This window comes from Shinella sp. WSC3-e (genome assembly GCF_945994535.1).
GTDB classification, from domain to species: Bacteria; Pseudomonadota; Alphaproteobacteria; order Rhizobiales; family Rhizobiaceae; genus Shinella; species Shinella yambaruensis.
In genome coordinates this window covers 139,272-160,600 of the sequence record NZ_OZ000532.1, presented here as the reverse complement: position 1 = coordinate 160,600, position 21,329 = coordinate 139,272, and the positions used below count along the sequence as shown (strand labels likewise).

At 64.4% G+C, this 21,329-nt stretch carries 20 protein-coding genes; 17 read left to right on the top strand and 3 right to left on the bottom strand.

Going from position 1 to position 21,329, the window contains the following annotated elements:
• Positions 1 to 12 precede the first annotated feature (12 nt).
• The 8 genes from AABF56_RS27480 (at position 13) to AABF56_RS27445 (ending at position 8,578) form a co-directional block, all read left to right on the top strand.
• Complete coding sequence (locus AABF56_RS27480; RefSeq protein ID WP_272808261.1) at positions 13 to 1,185, top strand: M24 family metallopeptidase; 1,173 nt, start codon at positions 13 to 15, stop codon at positions 1,183 to 1,185.
• 112 nt (positions 1,186 to 1,297) lie between these two features.
• Positions 1,298 to 2,737: an amidohydrolase family protein gene (locus tag AABF56_RS27475; protein WP_272808260.1), complete on the top strand. Its 1,440-nt coding sequence runs from the start codon at positions 1,298 to 1,300 to the stop codon at positions 2,735 to 2,737.
• 654 nt (positions 2,738 to 3,391) lie between these two features.
• Positions 3,392 to 4,480, top strand: coding sequence for an NAD/NADP octopine/nopaline dehydrogenase family protein (locus tag AABF56_RS27470; protein ID WP_272808259.1), 1,089 nt, complete (start codon positions 3,392 to 3,394; stop codon positions 4,478 to 4,480).
• The gene (locus AABF56_RS27465) at positions 4,477 to 5,367 is read left to right on the top strand and encodes a dipicolinate synthase subunit DpsA (protein ID WP_272808258.1); all 891 of its coding nucleotides are present in this window, start codon (positions 4,477 to 4,479) and stop codon (positions 5,365 to 5,367) included. Before AABF56_RS27470 ends, AABF56_RS27465 begins: the two co-directional genes overlap by 4 nt.
• The gene (locus AABF56_RS27460; protein ID WP_272808257.1) at positions 5,364 to 6,710 is read left to right on the top strand and encodes a dihydroorotase; all 1,347 of its coding nucleotides are present in this window, start codon (positions 5,364 to 5,366) and stop codon (positions 6,708 to 6,710) included. Before AABF56_RS27465 ends, AABF56_RS27460 begins: the two co-directional genes overlap by 4 nt.
• Positions 6,689 to 7,390 carry a resolvase gene (locus AABF56_RS27455; RefSeq protein WP_338341925.1) on the top strand — a complete coding sequence of 234 codons (702 nt, stop codon included), beginning with the start codon at positions 6,689 to 6,691 and terminating at the stop codon, positions 7,388 to 7,390. Before AABF56_RS27460 ends, AABF56_RS27455 begins: the two co-directional genes overlap by 22 nt.
• A gap of 1 nt (position 7,391) precedes the next feature.
• The gene (locus tag AABF56_RS27450) at positions 7,392 to 7,589 is read left to right on the top strand and encodes a 2-hydroxymuconate tautomerase (RefSeq protein WP_018431063.1); all 198 of its coding nucleotides are present in this window, start codon (positions 7,392 to 7,394) and stop codon (positions 7,587 to 7,589) included.
• Positions 7,589 to 8,578: an isochorismatase family protein gene (locus tag AABF56_RS27445; protein WP_272808255.1), complete on the top strand. Its 990-nt coding sequence runs from the start codon at positions 7,589 to 7,591 to the stop codon at positions 8,576 to 8,578. Before AABF56_RS27450 ends, AABF56_RS27445 begins: the two co-directional genes overlap by 1 nt.
• 72 nt (positions 8,579 to 8,650) lie before the next feature.
• On the opposite strand, the gene AABF56_RS27440 is transcribed toward AABF56_RS27445, so the two are convergent.
• Positions 8,651 to 10,024 carry a cytosine deaminase gene (locus tag AABF56_RS27440; protein ID WP_272808254.1) on the bottom strand — a complete coding sequence of 458 codons (1,374 nt, stop codon included), beginning with the start codon at positions 10,022 to 10,024 and terminating at the stop codon, positions 8,651 to 8,653.
• Positions 10,025 to 10,248: 224 nt separating this feature from the next.
• On the opposite strand from AABF56_RS27440, the gene AABF56_RS27435 reads away from it, so the two are divergent.
• The 9 genes from AABF56_RS27435 (at position 10,249) to AABF56_RS27395 (ending at position 19,403) form a co-directional block, all read left to right on the top strand.
• A complete protein-coding gene (locus AABF56_RS27435) occupies positions 10,249 to 10,989 on the top strand; it encodes a GntR family transcriptional regulator (protein WP_272808253.1) in 741 nt (246 codons plus the stop codon).
• A gap of 21 nt (positions 10,990 to 11,010) precedes the next feature.
• Positions 11,011 to 11,478, top strand: coding sequence for a RidA family protein (locus tag AABF56_RS27430; protein ID WP_244770658.1), 468 nt, complete (start codon positions 11,011 to 11,013; stop codon positions 11,476 to 11,478).
• A 2-nt stretch (positions 11,479 to 11,480) separates the two neighbouring features.
• Positions 11,481 to 12,479 carry a CobW family GTP-binding protein gene (locus tag AABF56_RS27425; protein ID WP_272808252.1) on the top strand — a complete coding sequence of 333 codons (999 nt, stop codon included), beginning with the start codon at positions 11,481 to 11,483 and terminating at the stop codon, positions 12,477 to 12,479.
• Between the two features lie 331 nt (positions 12,480 to 12,810).
• Entirely contained in the window at positions 12,811 to 13,806 is a 996-nt protein-coding gene (locus AABF56_RS27420) for an ABC transporter substrate-binding protein (protein WP_272808251.1), read from the top strand.
• Positions 13,807 to 13,870: 64 nt separating this feature from the next.
• A complete protein-coding gene (locus AABF56_RS27415; RefSeq protein WP_272808250.1) occupies positions 13,871 to 14,641 on the top strand; it encodes an ABC transporter permease in 771 nt (256 codons plus the stop codon).
• Positions 14,642 to 14,691: 50 nt separating this feature from the next.
• The gene (locus AABF56_RS27410) at positions 14,692 to 15,492 is read left to right on the top strand and encodes an ABC transporter ATP-binding protein (RefSeq protein WP_272808249.1); all 801 of its coding nucleotides are present in this window, start codon (positions 14,692 to 14,694) and stop codon (positions 15,490 to 15,492) included.
• A gap of 201 nt (positions 15,493 to 15,693) precedes the next feature.
• Positions 15,694 to 17,274 (top strand): Re/Si-specific NAD(P)(+) transhydrogenase subunit alpha, encoded by a 1,581-nt coding sequence (locus AABF56_RS27405; RefSeq protein WP_272808248.1) that lies wholly within the window; start codon positions 15,694 to 15,696, stop codon positions 17,272 to 17,274.
• A gap of 16 nt (positions 17,275 to 17,290) precedes the next feature.
• Complete coding sequence (locus tag AABF56_RS27400; RefSeq protein ID WP_272808247.1) at positions 17,291 to 18,724, top strand: NAD(P)(+) transhydrogenase (Re/Si-specific) subunit beta; 1,434 nt, start codon at positions 17,291 to 17,293, stop codon at positions 18,722 to 18,724.
• Between the two features lie 274 nt (positions 18,725 to 18,998).
• Entirely contained in the window at positions 18,999 to 19,403 is a 405-nt protein-coding gene (locus AABF56_RS27395; protein WP_272808246.1) for a GFA family protein, read from the top strand.
• Between the two features lie 6 nt (positions 19,404 to 19,409).
• On the opposite strand, the gene AABF56_RS27390 is transcribed toward AABF56_RS27395, so the two are convergent.
• Both AABF56_RS27390 and AABF56_RS27385 read right to left on the bottom strand, forming a co-directional pair.
• Entirely contained in the window at positions 19,410 to 20,750 is a 1,341-nt protein-coding gene (locus AABF56_RS27390; RefSeq protein WP_272808245.1) for an MATE family efflux transporter, read from the bottom strand.
• Positions 20,751 to 21,329, bottom strand: a complete 579-nt coding sequence (locus AABF56_RS27385; protein ID WP_272808244.1) for a peroxidase-related enzyme — start codon at positions 21,327 to 21,329, stop codon at positions 20,751 to 20,753.

Below are 21,329 nucleotides of genomic sequence, written 5' to 3'. Positions count from 1 at the left end.
AGAGGAAAGAACATGCGGGCAGAAATCGTTGCAAAACAGGTCAGGGCCATGGCGGAGCATGGGCTCGATGCCATCATTTGCTCCTCGCCTGAGAACTTTGCCTATACGGCAGGCTTCGTCGTTCCGTCGCAACCGCTGATACGCCATCGCCACGCGATGACGATCGTCACCGCCGACGGGCGCAGCGCCATTTTCGGTGTCGATATGGAAGCGTCGACGATCAAGCGGCGCATGCCCGACGTGCCGTCACGCATCTGGGCGGAGTTTTCCGATGACCCGATGCTGGTCCTTGCGGACCAGCTCTCCGGTCTTGGCCTTGCGGCGGCGCGCATCGGCCTCGAGATGGACTATCTGCCTGCCGGCGACTTCGCCCGCCTGATCGCGGCGATGCCCGGCGCGCGCTTCGAGCACGCCGAGCCGATCCTCGCGCGGCTGCGCCAGATCAAGACGGCCGAGGAGATCACGCTGCTCAGCAGACTGTCGCGCATCGCCGACCAGGCCATTGCCGACGCGCTGGCGGAGGTGGATGCGGGCGACAGCGAAATGGATATTGCCGGGCACCTGACGCGCAACGTCTATTCGCTTGGCGCGGAGCATTTCAAGCTCCTCATCGTCGCCACCGGCGAGCGTAGCGTGCTGCCGAATGTCGGCCCGTCCGACCGCATCCTCAAGCGCGGGGATGTCTGCCGCGTGGAAATCTTCTCCGTCATCGACGGCTACCAGGCCGGCGTCTGCCGGACGGCCATCGTCGGCGAAGCGCCGCCCATGGCCGACAAGATCTGGACCCATCTGGTGGAATGCAAGTACGAGATCATGGAGAAGGTGAAGCCGGGTGCCAGCTGCCGCGCGATCTACGACGCGTTCATCGCCAAGCTCGCCAAGCTCGACCTGCCGCCGATCTCCTTCGTCGGCCACGGAATCGGCCTTCATCTCCATGAGGATCCCTATCTCGGCCTCACGCCGGTGCTCGGCAAGCCGGGCAGCGACGCGCCGCTGGAGGAAAACATGGTCCTCGGTTTCGAGCCGCTCTGCTACAACACCGGCTACGGCTTTGGCATGCAGAACAAGGACATGCTGCTTGTGACGTCGAACGGATCGGAACTCCTGTCCGACTACACGAACACGGACAAGCTCATCGTCTGCGGCACCGCCAGGCAGGGCGTGAAGGCACAGGCCGTCGCCTGAGGGCGCTACGGCGGCCGGGCCGGTGTCCTGCCCGGCCGCCATGAGTGTCGCCCGCCATCTCGCGCGGCGGGCGATCGGGAGGGAAACGTGTTGAAGCATTGGGTGGAGCCGCATGCGTACGCTGATTGAAAATCTGAACTTCGCTTTCACGGTCGACAAGGACGACACGGTGCTGCGCAATGCCAGCGTGGTGATCGAGAACGACTGCATCGCCGACATCGGAGCGGCGGATGAAGTCAAGGCGCGCCACCAGGGCGGGGTTTTCGACAAGGTGATCGACGGCAGGATGCTGGGCATGTGCCCGGGCTTCGTCGACAGCCACGTCCATCTGTCGGAAACGCTTTCGCGCGCGGTCTTCCCCGACAATCTTAACACGCGCGCCTGGGTCTTCCACTGGGCCAAGCCCTTCTACGCTTTCATCACGGAAGAGGACGAATATTGGGGCGCGCTGCTCGGCATCACGGAGATGCTCCGATGCGGCACGACCTGCTTCCTCGACATGGGCTCGCAATACGATCCCGGGATCGTCATCCGGGCGATGGAAAAGACCGGCATGCGCGGCATTACCGGCCGCCATGCCGCGGACAACCGGCCGGCCGAGCTGCCGCGTGGCTGGACCGAGGAAATGGCCGAGCATCATTTCTTCCCGGACGCGCAGACGGCGCTGAAGGTGCTGGAGGAATGCGTCACACGCTACAACAACACGCTCGACGGCCGCGCCCGCTGCTGGGTGAACATCGAGGGCAAGGAGCCGTGCAGCCTCGAACTGCATGTCGGCGCCGTCACGCTGGCCGAGAAGCTGGGCGTCGGCACGACCTACCACCTGGCGACCTCGATCGAGGAGGCCAGGGTCTGCGAGAGCAAATATGGCTGCTGGCCGATCACCCGGGTCGACCAGGCCGGCGGCATCCGCAAGAATCTCGTCATCGCCCATGGTGCGGCGGTATCGGACGAGGAGGTCAGGCTGCTGGCGGAGCGGGGCGCGAGCGTCGCCTTCTGCCCGTGCTCTTCCTTCAAGCTCGGCAAGGGCGCGACGTCCATCGGCAAATATCCCGAAATGGTCAAGGCCGGCGTCAAGGTCGGGCTTGGGACCGATGGCGTGTCGGCGGCTGGCAACATGAACCTCATGCGGCAGATGCTGGTCGTGGCCGGGATGTTCAAGGATGCGCGGTTGAAGCCCGACGTCTTCACCGCGCGCGAGGCGCTGCGCGCCGCCACCATCGAAGGGGCGCGGGCCCTGATGTGGGACGATGAAATCGGCTCGCTCGAAGTGGGCAAGAAGGCGGATTTCATTCTCTTCGACCTCGACCATATCGAGTGGACGCCGTTCTACGATCCGTTGCAGGCGCTGGTCTTCTCCGCATCCACCGCGTCGATCACGCAGACCTGGGTGGACGGCAAGGCACTTTATGCCGACGGCAAGGTGCAGGGCGTCGACGAGGCGGCGATCCGCGCCAAGGCCCGCGAACTGGCCGCCGCCGCGGTGGTGCGGGCCGGTCTCCACCACGGGAATGTCGAGACGACCACGACGCTCTACGACGAAGGAAACTGAGCCGGGGCCTGTCTGGCCGGCGTTCGGCGCCGGCCGGGGCAAGCTGCGGCCGAGAGGCTGCCCTGAAGTCTGCCTTGTCGGAAGCGGGCGCTTTGGGGCGGCATGTCGAAGCTCGGCCTGTCGGCCTGGCTGAAGGGTGGCCGCGCAGCAATGGTGCGCTGCCGTCGAAGGTCCGACGGGTGGTCTCGTTCCGGGCACCGTGCGCTGCAGGGGATACCATAAAGCTGCCGTTCATGATGGTGGTGTTGGACTTCTCGGCCCCCTGCATCGCGGATCGCGCCGAAAGGGCGTGCCGCTGGATGATGCCGTAGAAACAATATTCCGGAAGGAAGTCGGTGAAGCGGATCACGCTGGGTGTGCGGGAGCCGATAAATCTGCTCATTCGCGACGGATTCAGTGCGAAACCCGGTGTGGGCGCCGGCGAGCATCCGTCCGGATAAGACGGGCGCATGGTTCTCGCCCGGCGGGGCAAGCAGCCTTCACCGATCGGGCGAATTGAGCATGCGAAAGCATATTCTTCTGCTTGACAATTCTATCTGTGATCATAAAGTGTGATCAAAGTTGTTGAGGAGCAACCAGTGGAGCCGGGACCTTAAGCCCGCTCCGGGAATGGGGACAGGTGGTCTTGCCCACGCTTTCCCCCGGGAGGACAGAATGAAGGTAACAGTACTAGGTGCAGGCGCCGGTGGGGCGGCTTCGGTTGCGGAGCTGGTCCAGGCCGGGCACGACGTGCATTTCTGGGCGAGATCGGCCGAAACGCTGGAGCCGCATATCAAACTCGGCGGCGTTGCCCATGAAGGCAAGCTCGGCGAGGGTGTCGCCAAGCCGGCGCTGATCACCACCGACCTCAAGGCGGCGATCGCGGGGGTCGATGTCGCGGTGGTGGCACTGCCGACCTTTTCGCATTCGCCGATTGCCGCGGCGCTCGCGGCCGCAGGCTGGCCCTCGTCCAGCCCCGTCATCCTCAATCCGGGCCATACCGGCGGCGCCCTGGAGTTTGCGCAAACCTTCGCGCGCAGCGGGCGTGCGGCGCCGGCCGTGGTCGAGTTCTCGACGCTGACCTATGTGGCGCGCAAGTATCGCCCGGACGGCGTGACGGTTTCCGGCCGGGCCAAGCGGCTCAAGGCGGCCGCCCTGAAGGGTGGGGCGGAGGTTCTGGAGATCGCCGGCAAGCTCTTTCCGGGCCTCGATCCCGTTGCCGATGTCATCGCCTCGGACCTTTCCAACGTCAACATGGTCCTGCATCCGCCGGGCGCAGTGCTGGCGGCCGCATGGGTGGAGGCGACGGGTGGCAACTTCACCTTCTATGTCGATGCCATGACCCCCGGCGTTGCCCGCGTCATGAAGCAGCTCGACGAGGAACGGCTGGCGGTCGCCAGGGCTTTCGGGCACGACCTGCCGAACCTGATCGAGGAGATGAAGCTTCTCGGCACGGTAGAGGCGGATGTGGTCGACACCAGCGACTACCGGGCGGCAATTGCCGGCGGCGAAGCCAACAAGCGCATCAAGGGACCCGACTCCCTGGAATACCGCTACTACAAGGAGGATTTCGGTCACGGCCTGCTGCCGTTCCTTGAATTTGCGCGGATCGGCGGCGTCGAGACGCCGGTGGCCCATTCCCTCTACAGCCTGGCGCAGATCGCGGTCGGCGCCAACTATCGCGAGGGCGGCCGTACCGCCGAGGCGATGGGCATAGCAGGGATGAGCAAGGAGCAGGTGATCGAGAAGGTGAGGGCGAAATGAGCTGGAAGAACACCGTCATCGCGGTCGTCGCCGGGGATGCCCGCGAGCAGGAGATTGCCCGCTGTGCCCTGCGGGCCGGCGCGACCGTTCGGGCCTATGGTTTCCCCTGGCCGGACGAGGGCATCGAGGGCGTCTACCACGCTAAGGACGCGGCCGACGCGCTGAAGGGGGCCGACATCGCCCTCTTCCCGATCCCCGGCATCACGGCGGAGGGCGCGCTGTTCGCGCCGAAGTGCCCCGAGAAGATCATCCCGACGCGCGACATGCTCGCGGGCATGAACAAGCCGGGCCACATCATCCTCGGCTGGGCCGACGCTAATCTGAAGGGGCATTGCGAGGCGCTCGGCATCACGCTGCACGAATATGAGTGGGATGTCGATCTGATGCTGCTGCGCGGCCCCGCCATCGTCGAGGGTGTGCTCAAGGTGATCATCGAGAACACGCAGATCACCATCCACAAGTCGAACGTCATGCTCGTGGGACAGGGCACCATCGGCTCGTTGCTGACCAACACGCTGGTGGCGCTCGGTGCCCATGTCCATGTCGCGGCGCGAAACCCGGTGCAGCGGGCCGCGGCCTATGCGGCCGGCGCGCAGTCGCTGACATTGGAGGAGCTGCCGGACTACCTGCCCCGGATGGATATCGTCATCGGCAGCGTTCCGAAGCGCCTGATGGAGCGTGCGCAGCTCGAACTGCTGCCCAAGCATGCGCTTCTGGTGGATGTGGCGGCCCCGCCCGGCACGATCGACCGCGAGGCGGCCGGTGAACTCGGGCTGAAGGCGATCTGGGCCCGGGGCATGGGCGCGCGCGCGCCGATCACCGTTGGGCGCAGCCAGTGGACCGGCATCAGCCGGCGTATCGAAGGCATATTGGAGCAAAAGCAATGAAGGCGGATCTCGTCATCAAGAACGCCCGCGTGGTTCGCCACGACGGCGAATATTTCGGCGGGGTCGCCGTCAAGGACGGCAAGATCGTGCTGACCGGGGCGGACGAGGTCCTGCCGGAAGCCACCCGCACCATCGATGCCGGGGGCCGGGTCCTGATGCCGGGCCTGATCGACCCGCATTGCCATCTCGGTGTGAAGTTCCCCTTCCCGGAGGACATGCGGACCGAGACGGCCGCCGCCGCCTCCGGTGGCGTAACGACGGCGCTGCTCTACATCCGCAATCTGAAGGAATCCTACCTGCCCTTCTACGAGGAGCGCAAGGCGCTGGGGGAGGAGAATGCGGTTATCGATTTCGGCTTCCACTTCGGCATCCAGCGCGAGGAGCACATCGCCGAAATCCCTGAAATCGTCGCCAAGACCGGCGTGAAGTCCTTCAAATGCTATTTCGGCTATGAGCCCGACAACCCGATCGGCATCGTCCCGGCGACCGACGGCTGGGTCTACGCCGCCATGCGCATCCTGTCGAAGATCCCCGGCGCGGTGATCAACGTGCATTGCGAGAACACCCAGATCGCCTCGTGGATCAAGAAGGAGATCGCCGCGACCGGCCGCCAGGACCTCGGCGCCTACACGGAATCGCGCCCGGCCTTCTGCGAGGTCGAAACGATCCGGCGCATGATCTTCCTGGCCGAGAAGACCGGTTGCTCGCTGCATCTCGTGCACACATCGGTCGGCATGGGGCCGGTCCTCGCCGCCGAAGCGCAGGCCCGCGGCATCCATGTCACGGTGGAAACCTGCCCGCATTACCTGACGCGCACCTGCTACGACGACGATCTCGACATGCGCGCCAAGATCTCGCCGCCGCTGCGCGACCGCAACGAACTCGAGGGCCTGTGGGCCGGCATGCTCAACGGCTCGGTCTACAGCCTGGGCACCGACCATGTGCCGTTCCTGCCCAAGAAGCTCGAGGATCTCTGGACGGAGTTCCCCGGTGTCGTCAGCTTCCCCTGGGAACTGTCGCTGATGCTGCACTTCGGCGTGCACCAGCGCGGGCTGCCGCTCAGCCGCCTGGTCGAGCTCAACTCGTTCAATCCGGCCCGCCGCTTCGGCCTCTGGCCGCGCAAGGGCCATATCGATGTCGGCTTCGATGCGGACCTCGTTCTGGTCGATCTTGATGAGGAGCGCACGGTCGAGCACACCGGCAAGGGCACCTGCATCTACGAGGGCTGGACCCTGAAGGGCTGGCCGGTGATGACGGTCGCCCGCGGCGAGGTCGTCTATGAAAACGGCGCGGTCGACGAGCGGCATTACGGCCGTGGCCGTTGCGTGACCGTGCCGGCATGACCGTGGCGATTCCCGACCATCTCGACCTGGCCGGCCGGGTCCCGCTGACACCGGCGCGACTGCCGGTGCGCGAGGCCGTCGCCAGGATCGTCGGCCGCAAGGCGTCGATCCGCCAGGAGAGACTGTCGGGCATCCACAATCCCTGGGGCCACGGCATCGCCTTGACCGACCCCTGGGCCTTCCTCGAACTGTGCGAGAGCGACCTCGTCGTGGACGCGGCGAGGAGCGTGCTCGGGGCCGATATAATCCTCTGGGACAGCGAACTGTTCACAGAGGCCGGTCGATATCGCGCGTTTCTGGATGCGCGCAGGGAAGGCCGGTACTGGCCGGTGGCGCCGCTCGCCGGCGCCGTTGTGCTCGTGCCTGTCGCCGGAGAAGATCCTATTCCGCGGGCCGTTCCGCTGGCGGCGATGGGTCCCGAGGCGCTTTGCGGCCTTGAGGATGCGGAGCCGCTTTACGTGATCCGGCTGATGCCGGCGACGAGCCGCTTCGTGCGGGAGCCTGCGCATCCGGCCAACCGGGCCTGCATGGAAGAGCAGGTCCTGGTGAACTATTCGAACCGCCCGCTCTGGCTGCTCTCCGGCGCCGACCGGGCCGACAATGACCTGGTTTCGGGCTTTGCGTCCGCCGTGCCCGTCTGGGCCTCCGGCGCCACGCCCGCTGAAAGAGAGGAGACATAGAATGCCATTCGTCGTCGTCGAAATGTGGGAGGGGCGCACCGTCGAGCAGAAGCGCAACCTCGTGAAAGCCATCACCAAGGCCATGGTCGAAGAGGCCGCCTGCAAGCCGGATCACCTGCATGTTGTGATCCACGAGACGCCCAAGGATAGCTGGGGCCGCGGCGGCGTGCTCGGCATCGACATGGTGGAGCACAAGTGATGGCCCTTGAAACCCTCGACTATCGCAAGTCGGCGCTTCTGGTCATCGACCTGCAGAATGCGTTCATTCACGAGGAGGGAACGCTGGGTGTTTCCGGCGTCGACACCAAACGGCTCTCCTCCATCGTGCCGCCGCTGGCCAAGCTCATCAAGCGTTGCCAGGACACGGGCATCCCGGTCATCTGGACGATGCAGGAGCATTTTGCGATCGACCACAACCGCGCGAGGAAAAAGCTGCTCGGCCATACCGCGCGCCGCAAGCGCGTTTCCGCGCTTGCCGGAACCTGGGACGAGCAGATCATCGACGAATTGAAGGACCTTGCGGATTTCGATCCGGCCTTCGTCATCCGCAAGCATCGTTTCGGCGCGTTCTACGAGACGCGTCTCGAGATGATGCTGAAGATGCTGGGCACCCAGCATCTCTTCATTACCGGGGCGACCACCAATGCCTGCGTGGAGACCTCCATTCGCGAAGCCTATCTGCGCGACCTCGACGTCATTGCCGTCGATGACTGCATCTCGGGGGTGAATGCCGATTGGGAGGCGACGGCCAAGCAGGTGTGGAAGCAGTATTTCTGCGAGATCGCTCCCTCTTCCGAAGTGCTCGACTGGATCGGCGAACAGGTCAAGCCGCGCGTGACGAATTATGGCCACCAGCTGATCATGGTCGATGATATCGACACGTCGGTCGATTTCTACACCAACCTGCTGGGTTTCACGATCCGCCCGGCCAAGCCGCTCGCCGACGGCCGCCCGTTCACCGCCTTCCATCAGGGGATCGCCCTCATCCACGGCAAGACGCGCGAGCACCGTCAGCTCGACCATATCGCCTTCGAGGTCAACGATGTGCGCGCCATGGATGCGAAGCTGAAGAAAGCCGGCGTCCGCTACTATACCGACCTTCACGACGGTCCCTATGGTCTGACGATCTATATCGCCGACCCGGATGGTACGAAGGTCGAGCTCTACCAGGTCGGCGCGACGGCCTGATCTGCTTCGAGATGATCGGAATGTTGGGAACCCCGCCTGACCAGGCGGGGTTTTTCTTGGCGGGCCGGTGCTTCAGGTAAGCGCAAATCCCTCCAGCGAATCCAGTTCCGCATAGGCGGGCAGGGGGGCCGAGCTCGGGGAACCGTTTCGGATGACGATACGGTCGCTCTCCGCCCGGGAGAGGATCTCCGACCAGGAGCGTCCCTCGAAAAGGATCAGGTCGGCCGGTTGCCCTGCTGCGATGGCGCCGTGGCCGTTCAGGCGCATGATCCCGGCCGGCGTCGTAGAAACCGCCTTGATCCAGTCGCCGTGGGGATGGTCGAGATGAAGGGCACGCGTGCCGAGGCGGAACGTATCGAGCATGTCCAGGTCCCCGTAGGAATTGAACGGGTCGCGCGTGTTGTCCGAGGCGAGCGCGACGGCTATTCCGCGCCGCTTCATTTCATGCAGCAGGGTGACGCCGCGCCAGCGTGGCGACGTGCCGTCCTTCCTGCGATCCTGGAGGTAGAGGTTGCAGGTCGGCAGCGATACGACGGTGATGCCGGCCGCCGCGACCTTGTCGAGCGTCGCGTCGACAATCGCGGTTTCCTGCATCGCCAGGGAGCAGCAGTGTCCGGCCACTATCCTGCCGGCGAAAGAGGAGCGCAAGGCCGTTTCGGCGATGCGGCACAGCATATCGGCGGCCGGGTCGGCACTCTCGTCGGCATGAAAGTCGAGATCGAGGCCGTAGTGCGAGGCGGCACGGAACATCCGGTCGAGCAGGTGATCGATATCGGGCACCGGATAGGCGACGGCGCCGAGGATCCCTCCGGCATCGGCGACGCGTTTTGCGATGTCGCGCAGGAATGCATCGTCCCGTGCCATGTCGATGGGGAACAGGCAGGAAGCCTGTAGCGCGAGCCGCCCGCGCCAATGCTGGCGGAGTTCCGTGAACAGGGGCCAGGAGATTTCGGCCTGCGGCGGCTGCGAATCGAGGTGCGTGCGAATGGCGGATGTGCCGTAGTGAAAGGCCGAGCGAAGGGCGAACTCGATGCGCCTGCCAAGGTCGCCGGCTGACCATCGTGCCGTGCGGTCGCTGCGCGTCGCCGCCAGCGCGCCGTCGAACGTCCCGTCCGCCGCGGGCGTGCGCGGCAGGATGTGGCCCTTGTCGAGATGCGTGTGGCAATCGACGAAGGGCGGCAGCGCGACGCGCCCGCCGACGTCGATGAGCGGCAAGTTCGGGTCGTTCGCCGTGGTGGTGCGCGGACGTGCAGGCGTTATTGCTAATATTCTGCCCTTCTCTACACTCACATCGGCCAGGAAGAACGCGCTGTCTGCGGCATCGGCAGCGTCCGCCCTTGTGGTCGCCGTGTGAAGCCGCACGTTGCGCAGCACATAGCGGCCGAGACCGGCGGCGCGGTCGATATGGGCACGCAAGGCGGATTGGTCGGAAACGGTCGCAGTCATGTCTCATTCTCCCATCGGAGTCTCAGGGCGACTTTTCCGTCGGCTGGCGTCTGCGGAGCGGCAGGACAGTTAAAGGTTGCCGTCTTGAGAAAAGTCGTTTATTGATCACAATGTGAGATCACAAATTTTGACCTGTCAACCCCTGGGGCAGACGGGCGGTGTGGCGGGATTGGCCTTCTGGCGGATCGCGGATTTAAGACGAGATGACGGAGTCTGAAGACAAGATGCCGATCAAGAAGCCGGAAAACGAGGTCAACAGCGACGCTGCCGAAAAGCCGGCACGCGGCCATGTCCATGAGCATGTCCTTCGTTACATGCGCCGTGGGCTCATGGTCGGCGCCTTTCTGCCGGGACAGGTGATGAGCCTGCGCAAGCTGGCTGTCGGGCTCGGCACCAGTCCGATGCCGGTGCGCGAAGTGCTCAGCCGCCTCGTTGCTGCCAATGCGCTGGAGGAAACCAAGGGCGGTTCGGTCCGCGTGCCGAGGCTGCGGCCCGAAAAACTGACCGAGCTGTTTACGATCCGGGAGATGCTGGAGGGCATGGCGACCGAGCTCGCCGTGAAAAAGGATCCGACCGGGTTGGCGGAAGAGCTGTCGGCGATCAACAAGCAGCTTCTGGTGGCCATCGAAAAGCGCGACATCCTGAACTGCCTGTCGTCCAACCAGAAATTCCATTTCACGCTGTACCAGGCAGCGGACAGCGAAGTCCTGATGCCGCTGATCGAGTCGCTTTGGCTGCAGTTCGGCCCGACCATGTATATGTCGCTGCTGATCCCCTCGATGCCTTGGAATGCGTCGGACCACCAAAACATCCTGGCAGCCCTCAAGGACAAGAACGCCGCGGCGGCCAAGAAGGGCATCGTCCACGACATCCGCACCACCTGCAAGGCCCTGCTCAGCGTCGCCGGCCCGCAGGGGCTGGAACTGCCCTTCGCGCACGGGCCGGAGCTGCAATTCGACTACTAAATGATCGGGGAGGAACGCATCGTGGTGGGGAAGATCGACGACAAACTGGCGAGCCTGGGCATCGTGCTGCCGACGACGACGGCGCCGCTGGCCAATTATGTGCCGGCGCGCCGCCATGGCAGCCAGGTCTATATTTCCGGACAGGTGCCGGCCGAGGGCGGCAGGGACAAGTTCACCGGCAAGCTCGGTTCCGACTTTTCGGTCGAGGACGGCCAGGCGGCAGCGCGGCTTTGCGCCGTCAACATCCTCGCCCAGCTCAAGGAGGCGCTGGGCGGTGATCTCGACCGCGTCGTCGGCGTGATCCGGCTGGGCGGCTTCGTCAATGCCGAACCGGATTTCAAGGACCATCCGAAGGTCATCAATGGCGCATCCGATCTGATGGTCGAGGTTTTTGGTGAGGCGGGGCGCCATGCCCGCGCGGCGGTCGGCTGCTACTCGCTGCCGCGAAACGTGCCGGTGGAGATCGACGCGATCTTCGAGGTGGCCTGACCGTGCAGCCTGCCGCTCCCGCGCTGGATGATCGTATTCCCGTCCATGTCCTGACGGGCTTCCTCGGCAGCGGCAAGACGACCTTTCTCCGCCATCTGCTCGGCGAACCGGACTTCGCCGACACGGCTGTGGTCATCAACGAGTTCGGCGAGGTCGGCCTCGATCATCTCCTGGTGCGCGAAGTGTCCGAAGACGCCGTGCTCTTGTCTTCGGGTTGCCTGTGCTGTGCCGTGCGGGACGATCTGGTCTCGACGCTCGCCGACATGTTCGAGATGGTGCGCCGCGGGGAGGTGGAGCCCTTTCGCCGCGTCGTCGTCGAGACGACGGGACTTGCCGACCCCGCGCCGATCATGCAGGCGGTGATGAGCGATCTGCGGTTGAGGCGCGGCTACCGCGCCGGCACGATCGTCTCCACGGTCGATGGCGTCGGGGGCGCGGGAACGATCGCCCGCTTCGCCGAAGCCGTCCAGCAGGTGGCGCTGGCCGATCGCGTGGTGGTGACCAAGTCCGATCTTGCCGAGCCCTGGCGGCTCGATGCGCTGCGCAATGACATTGCCGCGATCAACCCGACGGTCAGCCAGCTCGTCTCCAGCAAGGCGAAGATGCCGGGCGCCGGCGCGCTTTTCGAGAGCACCGGAGACCAGCGCCCGCGCTACCTCGATGCTTCCGACGGGCCGCTTTTCGGCCGGCACAGCGCCGGCGTCGAGACCTTCGTCGTCGAAGTCGCCGCCGCCGTGGATTGGCCGGCCTTTGTCGACTGGCTGGAATTGCTGCTCGCCAGCCGCGGCCAGTCCATCCTGCGGGTCAAGGGCCTGCTGTCCGTTGCGGGCGATTCCCGCCCCGTGGTCATTCACGGGGTTCAGCATGTCGTCTACCCGCCCGAATACCTGCCGCGCTGGCCGGACGGCGTCTCGGGCGGATGGCTGGTGTTCATCGCCAGGGACCTCAGCCGTTCGGCCATAGAAAACTCGTTGCCGAGCATTTTCGCCTCGACACCGTGACGTGACGAGGGGCCTCGTCGGGTCCTGCCCATGGACGCCGACACCATGCACCACGCCCCGGCAACGGAGGGTGGTGACAGCGTCGTTCGAATAAAATTTACAAGCGATTTCCGGACATTGAATGATGTGCGAGGCTTTCGGCCGTGCGCGTGCGTCATGGGCAAGAACATGTGATCTCTCTCAGATTCTTTACTTGACAATCCCAATGTGTGATCACACTATGAGATCAAGAATTGAGCTAACGGGTAGGAGGCCCTGGTTCGATCCTTGGGGAATGAATGAGGCAGGAAGCCAACGGGACGCCAGCGGGCGTCCGCTAGGGAGGAGTGAAATGATGCATGTCAGACGTGTCATTCGCGGAGCCGCACTCGTCGCGTCAGCCGCCATCGCCACGCTTGTGGCGAGCCAGGGTGCAATGGCCGAGGAGGTGAAGGTCCGCTTCAGCTGGAAACTGAAGGGCGAATACGGCTTCTTCTATCTCGGCGAACAGAAAGGCGTCTACAAGGATGCCGGCGTCACCCTGAAGCTCGGCGAAGGCGCCGGCTCGCAGGCCGCGCTCGGTTCGCTCATCCAGGGCCAGGAAGACGCGGTCATCCTGCCTGGGATCTTCGCCATCTCGGCCATCCAGAAGGGCATGCCGGTCAAGATCGTCGCGCTCTACCAGCCGGAAACGCCGATCGCCCTGATCTCGCATGCCGAAAAGCCGGTCAAGACGCCGAAGGATCTGGAGGGCAAGACCATCGCCCATGCCGTCGGGGAAACCGGCACGTCCTATCTCGACGCCTTCTGCGAAATCAACCAGGTCGATTGCGGCAAGGTCTCGAAGGTCCAGATGGATTCCCAGTCGCGGGTGCCGCAGTTCCTGCAGGGCCAGGTCGACGTGGTCAGCGTCTACAAGACCAATGACCTGCCGGTGCTTGAAGACAAGACCGGCCAGACCTTCCCGACGCTCGACATGGTGGAATACGGCCTTGCCATCCCCGGCATGGCCGTGGTCGTGAGCGACAGCGGCATTGCCAAGCGGGGCGCTGCCCTGAAGAGCTTCCTTGCCGCCAATGCCAAGGCGATCGAGATGACGAAAGCCGATCCGGCGGGTGCGACGGCGGCCCTCAAGGCGGTCTGGCAGGCCGGTCCCTCCGACAAGGTCATCCAGCAGCAGATCGAGGCGACGTCGGCATCGATCCACGCACCGACGAGCGGCACGCCGCTCGGCTGGATCGAAGAGAAGGCGGTCGTCGATGCGCTGAAACTCGTCAGCAGCGCCGAGGAGATTGGCGACCCCAAGCCGGCATCGACCTTCTTTACCAACGAACTTCTGACACAGTGAGGCTAAGGTGGCGAGCACGAATGTATTCGGCGCCGATCGCGCCCAGTCAAAACAGGATAAGGCCATGCGCAGGAAGAAATCGCGGGGGCCGTGGCTCGAACGCTATTCGGCGATCATTCTCGCAACCCTGTTGCTTGGGGCGTGGCAGGTCCTGGTTCCGCTTTCCGGACTTTCGGAATTCGTCCTGCCGACGCCGGTGGCCATCGCGACGCGTATCGTCAACGAGCTTCCTCTGCTCGCCAGCCATGCCTATGTGACCCTTTTCGAAGTCGTCTCCGGATTTGCGATGGGCGTATTCGTCGGCATTCCCCTGGCGCTCGCGATCTTCTACTCGCGCGCGTTCGAACGTGCCATCTATCCGATCCTGGTCGCGTTGCAGACGGTACCGAAGGTGGCGCTGGCACCGCTGCTGGTGCTGTATCTGGGCTATGGCTGGGCGCCGAAGATCACGCTCGCCTTTCTGATCTCGTTCTTTCCCATCGTCATCTCGACGGTGGTCGGCCTCCAGGCGCTGGACAAGAACCTCGTCAACCTCGTCCGCTCCATGGGCGCCAGCGAATGGCAGACCTTCTTCAAGGTACGCCTGCCGGCAGCGCTGCCGAACATATTCGGTGGCTTCAAGGTGGCGGTGTCGCTTGCCGTCATCGGGGCGGTCATCGGCGAATACGTCGCCGCCGAACGCGGCCTCGGCTATCTGCAGCTCCAGGCCAATTCCCTGTTCGATACCACGCTGAACTTCGCGACCGTCGTCGCCATCTCCGGCCTGGGCGTGATGCTCTATTTCGTCATCGACTTCGTCGAGAGCCGCGTCACCTACAAGCGCGACACCAAGTAAGCAGGCCGCCCGCGGCTGGCGAAGCAATGAAGATTCAATGAGGTAATCCCATGAATGCTATTATCCAGGCGGGTGCGGCGGTCGACATCGCCCGGCTCTCGAAGATCTACAAGACGCGTGAAGACGAAGATGTCGTGGCCCTCGACAAGATCGACCTGAAGTTCGAGCCCGGCACCTTTGTCGCCGTGGTCGGCCCGAGCGGCTGCGGCAAGAGCACGCTCCTTTCGCTGCTGGCAGGCCTGACGGGCGCATCGACCGGCACGATCGCCATCGATGGGGAGACCATCAACAAACCGCATCCCAAGATCGGCGTCGTCTTCCAGTCCGATCTTCTGCTCTATTGGCGCACCGTGCTCGAAAACATTCTGCTGCCTATCGAGATCAAGAGGCTGGATGTGGCGCGATACCGCAGCCGCGCGGAGGAACTGCTGGCCCAGGTCGGGCTCGAAGGGTTCGGCAACAAGTATCCTTCGGAACTGTCCGGCGGCATGCGCCAGCGTGTGGCGATCTGCCGTGCGCTGATCCAGGAGCCCGGCCTCCTGCTCATGGACGAGCCGTTTGGCGCGCTTGACGCGCTGACGCGCGAACAGATGATCATGGATCTCCAGGCCATGTGGATGCGGCTCGGCAACACCGTGCTTTTCATCACCCACGGCATCGACGAGGCGGTGTTCCTGGCGGACCGCGTGCTGGTCATGTCGCCCCGCCCGGGCCGCGTCGACCTTGATCTCAATATCGACATGCCCCGCCCCCGTCAGTGGAGCCGGATACACGAGAACAAGGACTATCACGGCTATGTCCGCAAGATCCGCGACATCTTCGAGGCCAAGGGCATTCTGGTTGCTCACTAGGGCAAGCCGCTAGGGAACAGCTTGCGTGGCCCCGCGCTCGGTGTTTTCGCATCACCAGTGATCGCCGTTTCGCTGGAAAAATGCCGGCAAGCATCGCCGCTGAACATCTGGATTGGTCCGATCGCAGCATCGCCGGGGGCACCGCGCGGCGATTTCGGAACACATGCCTACACAAGAGGGCCGGCTCTGCCGGGAAGAGAAATGGGACAGAAGGTTGGAGCTCTCAGGGAGCTGGCCATTGGAGAGTCGCGCGTTTCGCTGACGCTTGACAGTGCGGTTCAGCTTCGAAAGCTTGGATATGCGTGTTTCGTAGAGGCGGGCGCGGGCCTTCTGGCGGGCATATCGGACGACGCCTATCGCGCCGCGGGCGTGACGGTGGTCGCGGATGCGGCTGCGCTGGTCGCCGCTTCCAAAGTCATCGTCAAGGTTCGCCCGCCGACGACGGGAGAGGTCGACCTCCTGTCGGCCGGCAAGACGCTGATCTCGTTCTTCTATCCCGGCCAGAACGCCGAGCTGCTGGAACAGGCCCGCGCGACGGGCGCCAATGTCATCGCCATGGACATGGTGCCGCGCATCTCGCGCGCTCAGAAGATGGACGCGCTGTCGTCGATGGCCAACATTGCTGGCTACCGCGCGGTCATCGAGGCGGGCAACAATTTCGGCCGCTTCTTCACCGGCCAGATCACCGCCGCCGGCAAGGTGCCGCCGGCCAAGGTGCTGGTCATCGGCGCAGGCGTGGCGGGCCTTGCCGCCATCGGCGTCGCCGTCTCGCTCGGCGCGCAGACCTATGCCTTCGATGTGCGGCCCGAAGTGGCCGAGCAGATCGAGTCGATGGGCGCGGAATTCGTCTATCTCGACTTCGACGGCGGCGTGCAGGATGGCGCGGCGACCGGCGGTTATGCCGCCCCGTCCTCGCCGGAGTTCCGCGAGAAGCAGCTTGCAAAGTTCCGCGAACTGGCCCCGCAGATGGACATCGTCATCACCACGGCGCTGATCCCCGGCCGTGACGCGCCGAAACTGTGGCTGGCCGACATGGTGGCGGCGATGAAGCCGGGCTCCGTGGTGGTCGACCTCGCCGCCGAGCGCGGCGGCAACTGCGACCTTACCGTCGCCGACCAGAAGATCGTCTCCGACAACGGCGTCACTGTCGTCGGCTATACCGACTTCCCGAGCCGCATGGCCGCGCAGTCCTCGGCGCTCTACGCCACCAATATCCGCCACATGCTGACGGATCTGACGCCGGCCAAGGACGGCGTCATCGTCCACAACATGGAGGACGACGTCATCCGCGGCGCGACGGTCGCCAAGGACGGCGACATCACCTGGCCGCCGCCGCCGCCCAAGATAGCGGCCATTGCCGCGCAGAAGCCGAAGGAGAAGGTCAAGGAGCCGACGCCGGCGGAGAAGCGCGCGGCCGAAGCCGCCGCCTTCAGGGCCGAGACGAAGAGCCAGCTTGTCCTGCTCGCCGTCGGCACGGCGCTGCTGCTGATCGTCGGGGCCTTCGCGCCCGCGGCCTTCATGAGCCACTTCATCGTCTTCGTGCTCGCCTGCTTCGTCGGCTTCCAGGTGATCTGGAACGTCTCGCATTCGCTGCACACGCCGCTGATGGCCGTCACCAATGCGGTCTCCGGCATCGTCATCCTCGGCGCGCTGCTGCAGGTCGGATCAAGCAACGGGCTGGTGGTTATCCTGGCGGCGCTCTCGGTGCTGATCGCCACGATCAACATCGTCGGCGGCTTCCTCGTCACCCGGCGCATGCTCGCCATGTTCCAGAAATCCTGATCGGGGGGAATCTGTCATGACCATCGGTATCGTCTCGGCCGCCTATATTGCGGCAGCAGTTCTCTTCATCCTCTCCCTCGGCGGGCTCTCGGGCCAGGAAAGCGCCAAGCGCGCCGTGTGGTACGGCATAACAGGCATGGCGCTCGCAGTTATCGCCACGGTCTTCGGGCCTGGTGTCGGCAACTGGCTCGTCATTCTCCTGATGATCGCCGGCGGCGCGGTGTTTGGGTCTTATGTCGCCTCGCGCGTGCAGATGACCGAGATGCCGCAGCTCGTCGCCGCGCTGCACTCCTTCGTCGGCCTCGCCGCCGTCTTCATCGGCTTCAACGCCCATATCGAGGCGGCGCACGTCGCCGGCCTCGACGAGGCCGCACGTTCCACGCTGACCGGCTTCGCGGTGATCCTCTCCCACAAGGAGCCGGTCGAGCTTTCGATCATGAAGGTCGAGGTGTTCCTCGGCGTCTTCATCGGCGCCGTCACCTTCACCGGCTCGGTCGTCGCCTTCGGCAAGCTGGCCGGCAAGGTGGACGGCAAGGCGAAGAAGCTGCCGGGCGGGCACTTCCTGAATGCCGGTGCGGCGATCCTCTCGCTGCTTCTCCTCGTGCTTTACGTGAACGGCGCGGGCGCGTGGACACTCATCCTGTTGACGCTCGCCGCCTTCTTCATCGGCTACCACCTGATCATGGGCATCGGCGGGGCCGACATGCCGGTCGTGGTCTCGATGCTGAACAGCTATTCCGGCTGGGCGGCCGCCGCCATCGGCTTTACGCTCGGCAACGACCTTCTCATCGTCACCGGCGCGCTGGTCGGCTCCTCGGGTGCGATCCTCTCCTACATCATGTGCAAGGCGATGAACCGCTCCTTCGTCTCGGTCATCCTCGGCGGCTTCGGCGCCACGGCCGGCCCGCAGATGGAGATATCGGGCGAGCAGATCGCCATCGACGCGGAAAGCGTCGCCGCCGCGCTCAACGAAGCCGACAGCATCGTCATCGTGCCGGGCTACGGCATGGCGGTGGCACAGGCCCAGCAGTCGGTCTCCGAGCTGACGCGCAAGCTGCGCGCGGCCGGCAAGACCGTGCGCTTCGCCATTCACCCCGTCGCCGGCCGCCTGCCGGGCCACATGAACGTGCTGCTCGCCGAAGCCAAGGTGCCCTACGACATCGTCTTGGAGATGGACGAGATAAACGACGACTTCCCGGAGACGGACGTCGTGATCGTTATCGGCTCGAACGACATCGTCAATCCGGCGGCACAGGAGGACCCGAACTCCCCCATTGCCGGCATGCCGGTGCTCGAAGTGTGGAAGGCCAAGCAGGTGTTCGTCTCCAAGCGGGGCCAGGGCACCGGCTATTCCGGCATCGAGAACCCGCTGTTCTACAAGGACAACACACGCATGTTCTATGGCGATGCAAAGAAAAGCGTCGATCAGTTGCTGCCAGCGTTGGCATAGGTCACCGTTTGGCACGGTCGGCGGTCTGATATCCTTCAGAACCGCCGACCGTGCGGCCGCTATACTCCCTATGAGTCTCGCGAAAGGCAGACGGGCAGAAACGACCGTAAGCCTCTGGACCTCGGCATTCCCTCGTTCTATTTTGCTGTTCCGGCTAGCCTGAAACCTATCAGGCTTCGGCCCTTCGCATCGTCGACCGCAAGGACTCGCGGTTCCGACCTGCACTTCAGCCCTCAACCAGCAAAATTTGACCACGCAAGCGGGAGGAATTTCCATGGCCGATGCCCAATGCGCCTGTGGTGCCCTGAGACTGACATTCAGCGAACTGCCACAATTGACCGCCCTGTGTCACTGCTTCGCTTGCCAGCGAAGAACCGGCGCGCCGTTCAGCGCCAATGCGTTCTACTCAATCGACTGTGTCGAGATATCCGGACCGTCCACGGAGTTCATCCGCATTGCCGACAGTGGCCGCAAGGTCCGGATGCATTTTTGCCCGGCCTGCGGTTCGACGGTCTATTGGAAGGCCGATGCCTCGCCCTCCTGGATCGGTGTGGCCGTCGGCTCGTTTGCCTATCCGGCCTTCGCCGCACCGACAATGTCGGTATTCGAACAATCGAAACACGAATGGGTGCGTCTTGACGAAACGATCGAGTCTTTCCAGGGTCTCCCGGTCGGCTAAATGGCGTTAGCGGGGAAAGGTACGGTCGGCCAGACCAGGCAGCATGAAGCGGAAGGCAATGCTGCGGACGCTCTGGAACAGGATGAGCGCGATCCAGAGGCCGTGGTTGCCGAAATGCGCCGGCAGCACCTTCCAGGCGACGAGATAGAGCGCAAGCGAGAGCAGCATCAGGTTGCGCATCTGCTTCGACCAGGTCGCGCCGATATAGACGCCGTCCATCTGGAAGGCGACGATACCGAAGATCGGCAGCGCCACCACATAGGGCAGGTAAAGATGGGCGAGCGTGGAAACCGCTTCCGTCGGTGCCGTGATGCCGATCACCCAGTCGCCAGCGGCGAGGAAGGCGAGAGAGACGAGCCCTGCGAAGACGAAGCCCCAGAGCGTCGTCAGGCTGATCGTCCGGTCGAAGACCGGGCGGTAGCGCGCGCCGACGGCCTTGCCGGCAAGCTGCTCGGCTGCCGTCGCGACCCCGTCGAGGAAGGCGACGCCGAAGAAATAAAAGCGCAGGAGGATCGTGTTGGCTGCGAGGATTTCGATGCCGAGCGTGCCGCTCTGCCGGGTGAAGAGCGACAGGCCGATCAGCAGCGCGAAGGAGCGGATCATCATGTCGCCATTGACCGAGAAGGCCCGGCGGAAAGCCGCAGCACCCGGCAGGCTCCAGGCCTTGGGATCGGTCTTCTTCCAGATGAGGTACAGGCCGGCGACCGCCGTCACCGCTTCCGCAACGAGCGAGGCGGCGGCGACACCCGCGACGCCCCAGCCCAGCCCCAGCACCCAGTAGATACTGAGCCCGGCATTGATCCCGTTCAGAAGCGTCTGCAGGATCATGCCCCAGAGCGCCTCGCCGCGTCCGATGATCCAGCCAAAGACGACGAAATTGAAGAGCACGAAGGGCGCCGACCAGATGCGCCAGGCGAAATAGGTCGATGCCGCCTCGGCGACGGCCCCGCTCGCGCCCATTGCGGCAAGGCCGAGTTCGCCAAGCGGCTTGTGGAAGACGAGGAGGGCGAGACCTCCGACGAGCGCGATGATCAGGCCGCTCGCCAGCATGCGCTGTTCCGCGTGCCTGTCGCCCGCACCGAGCGCCTGTGCCGTAAAACCGGTCGTGGCGCCGCGCAGGAAATTGAAGGTGACGAAGATGACGTCAAAGATGACGGCCGACAGGGCGACGCCGCCGATGAGCGCCTCGTCGCCGAGCTGCCCGATGACGCCCGTGGCGACCAGCCCGACCAGCGGGCTCGACAGATAGGCGATCATCATCGGAAGCGCGATCGTCAGGACGTCGCGATGGGTGATGTCGAAGGGGCGGACGGCGCCGCCCCCGTCAGTGCGGGAAAGCTGTTCCACTCATTCCTGCCGGTGCGGTTCGCCGAGCGTGTGCATCAACCGGTTCGCCCAGCCGAAGATCGCGACCGAATGGATGAGGTCGAGGATTTCAAGATCGTCGAGGCCGGTCTCGCGCAGGTGGTAGAACTGGTAGGTGCCGACATTGTCTGGATGGGCGGTCAGGTCCACGCCGAAGTTGAAAAGCGCCTGCTCGAACTCCGGCAGGTCGGCGTCAAGACCGTTCCTGTAGATTTCCTCCACCACCTCTGGCCGCTTCTCGATCTGGATGTAGCGGGCCGCATGCACGGCGGCACAGTAGATGCAATGGTTGACGAAGGAGGCGGCGAGCGCGCCGATCTCGCGGCCGCCGCGCGAAAGCCCGCCCTCGCTGTACATGATGTCGTTGAAGAGCGGCGTGCGCTCGCGAAGCGTCTCCGCCTCGTTGGCGAGCACCAGCACATAGGCTGAGACCTTCTTGTTGGACGGCGTGACCTTCAAGGCGTCCAGCTGTTCGGGCGTTGCCGTGTCCAGGTCGACCGGCCTGACATAGGGCTTCCAGTCGAGCGCCTCGACGGTGAATTCGTGAACGGCGTCCGACAT

What these genes read in the sequence shown, in the direction of transcription:
- AABF56_RS27480 (WP_272808261.1), top strand. Translation starts at nt 13, where the DNA reads ATGCGGGCAGAAATCGTTGCAAAACAGGTCAGGGCCATGGCGGAGCAT.
- AABF56_RS27475 (WP_272808260.1), top strand. Translation starts at nt 1,298, where the DNA reads ATGCGTACGCTGATTGAAAATCTGAACTTCGCTTTCACGGTCGACAAG.
- AABF56_RS27470 (WP_272808259.1), top strand. Translation starts at nt 3,392, where the DNA reads ATGAAGGTAACAGTACTAGGTGCAGGCGCCGGTGGGGCGGCTTCGGTT.
- AABF56_RS27465 (WP_272808258.1), top strand. Translation starts at nt 4,477, where the DNA reads ATGAGCTGGAAGAACACCGTCATCGCGGTCGTCGCCGGGGATGCCCGC.
- AABF56_RS27460 (WP_272808257.1), top strand. Translation starts at nt 5,364, where the DNA reads ATGAAGGCGGATCTCGTCATCAAGAACGCCCGCGTGGTTCGCCACGAC.
- AABF56_RS27450 (WP_018431063.1), top strand. Translation starts at nt 7,392, where the DNA reads ATGCCATTCGTCGTCGTCGAAATGTGGGAGGGGCGCACCGTCGAGCAG.
- AABF56_RS27445 (WP_272808255.1), top strand. Translation starts at nt 7,589, where the DNA reads ATGGCCCTTGAAACCCTCGACTATCGCAAGTCGGCGCTTCTGGTCATC.
- AABF56_RS27440 (WP_272808254.1), bottom strand. Translation starts at nt 10,024, where the DNA reads ATGACTGCGACCGTTTCCGACCAATCCGCCTTGCGTGCCCATATCGAC.
- AABF56_RS27435 (WP_272808253.1), top strand. Translation starts at nt 10,249, where the DNA reads ATGCCGATCAAGAAGCCGGAAAACGAGGTCAACAGCGACGCTGCCGAA.
- AABF56_RS27420 (WP_272808251.1), top strand. Translation starts at nt 12,811, where the DNA reads ATGATGCATGTCAGACGTGTCATTCGCGGAGCCGCACTCGTCGCGTCA.
- AABF56_RS27415 (WP_272808250.1), top strand. Translation starts at nt 13,871, where the DNA reads ATGCGCAGGAAGAAATCGCGGGGGCCGTGGCTCGAACGCTATTCGGCG.
- AABF56_RS27410 (WP_272808249.1), top strand. Translation starts at nt 14,692, where the DNA reads ATGAATGCTATTATCCAGGCGGGTGCGGCGGTCGACATCGCCCGGCTC.
- AABF56_RS27405 (WP_272808248.1), top strand. Translation starts at nt 15,694, where the DNA reads ATGGGACAGAAGGTTGGAGCTCTCAGGGAGCTGGCCATTGGAGAGTCG.
- AABF56_RS27400 (WP_272808247.1), top strand. Translation starts at nt 17,291, where the DNA reads ATGACCATCGGTATCGTCTCGGCCGCCTATATTGCGGCAGCAGTTCTC.
- AABF56_RS27395 (WP_272808246.1), top strand. Translation starts at nt 18,999, where the DNA reads ATGGCCGATGCCCAATGCGCCTGTGGTGCCCTGAGACTGACATTCAGC.
- AABF56_RS27385 (WP_272808244.1), bottom strand. Translation starts at nt 21,329, where the DNA reads ATGTCGGACGCCGTTCACGAATTCACCGTCGAGGCGCTCGACTGGAAG.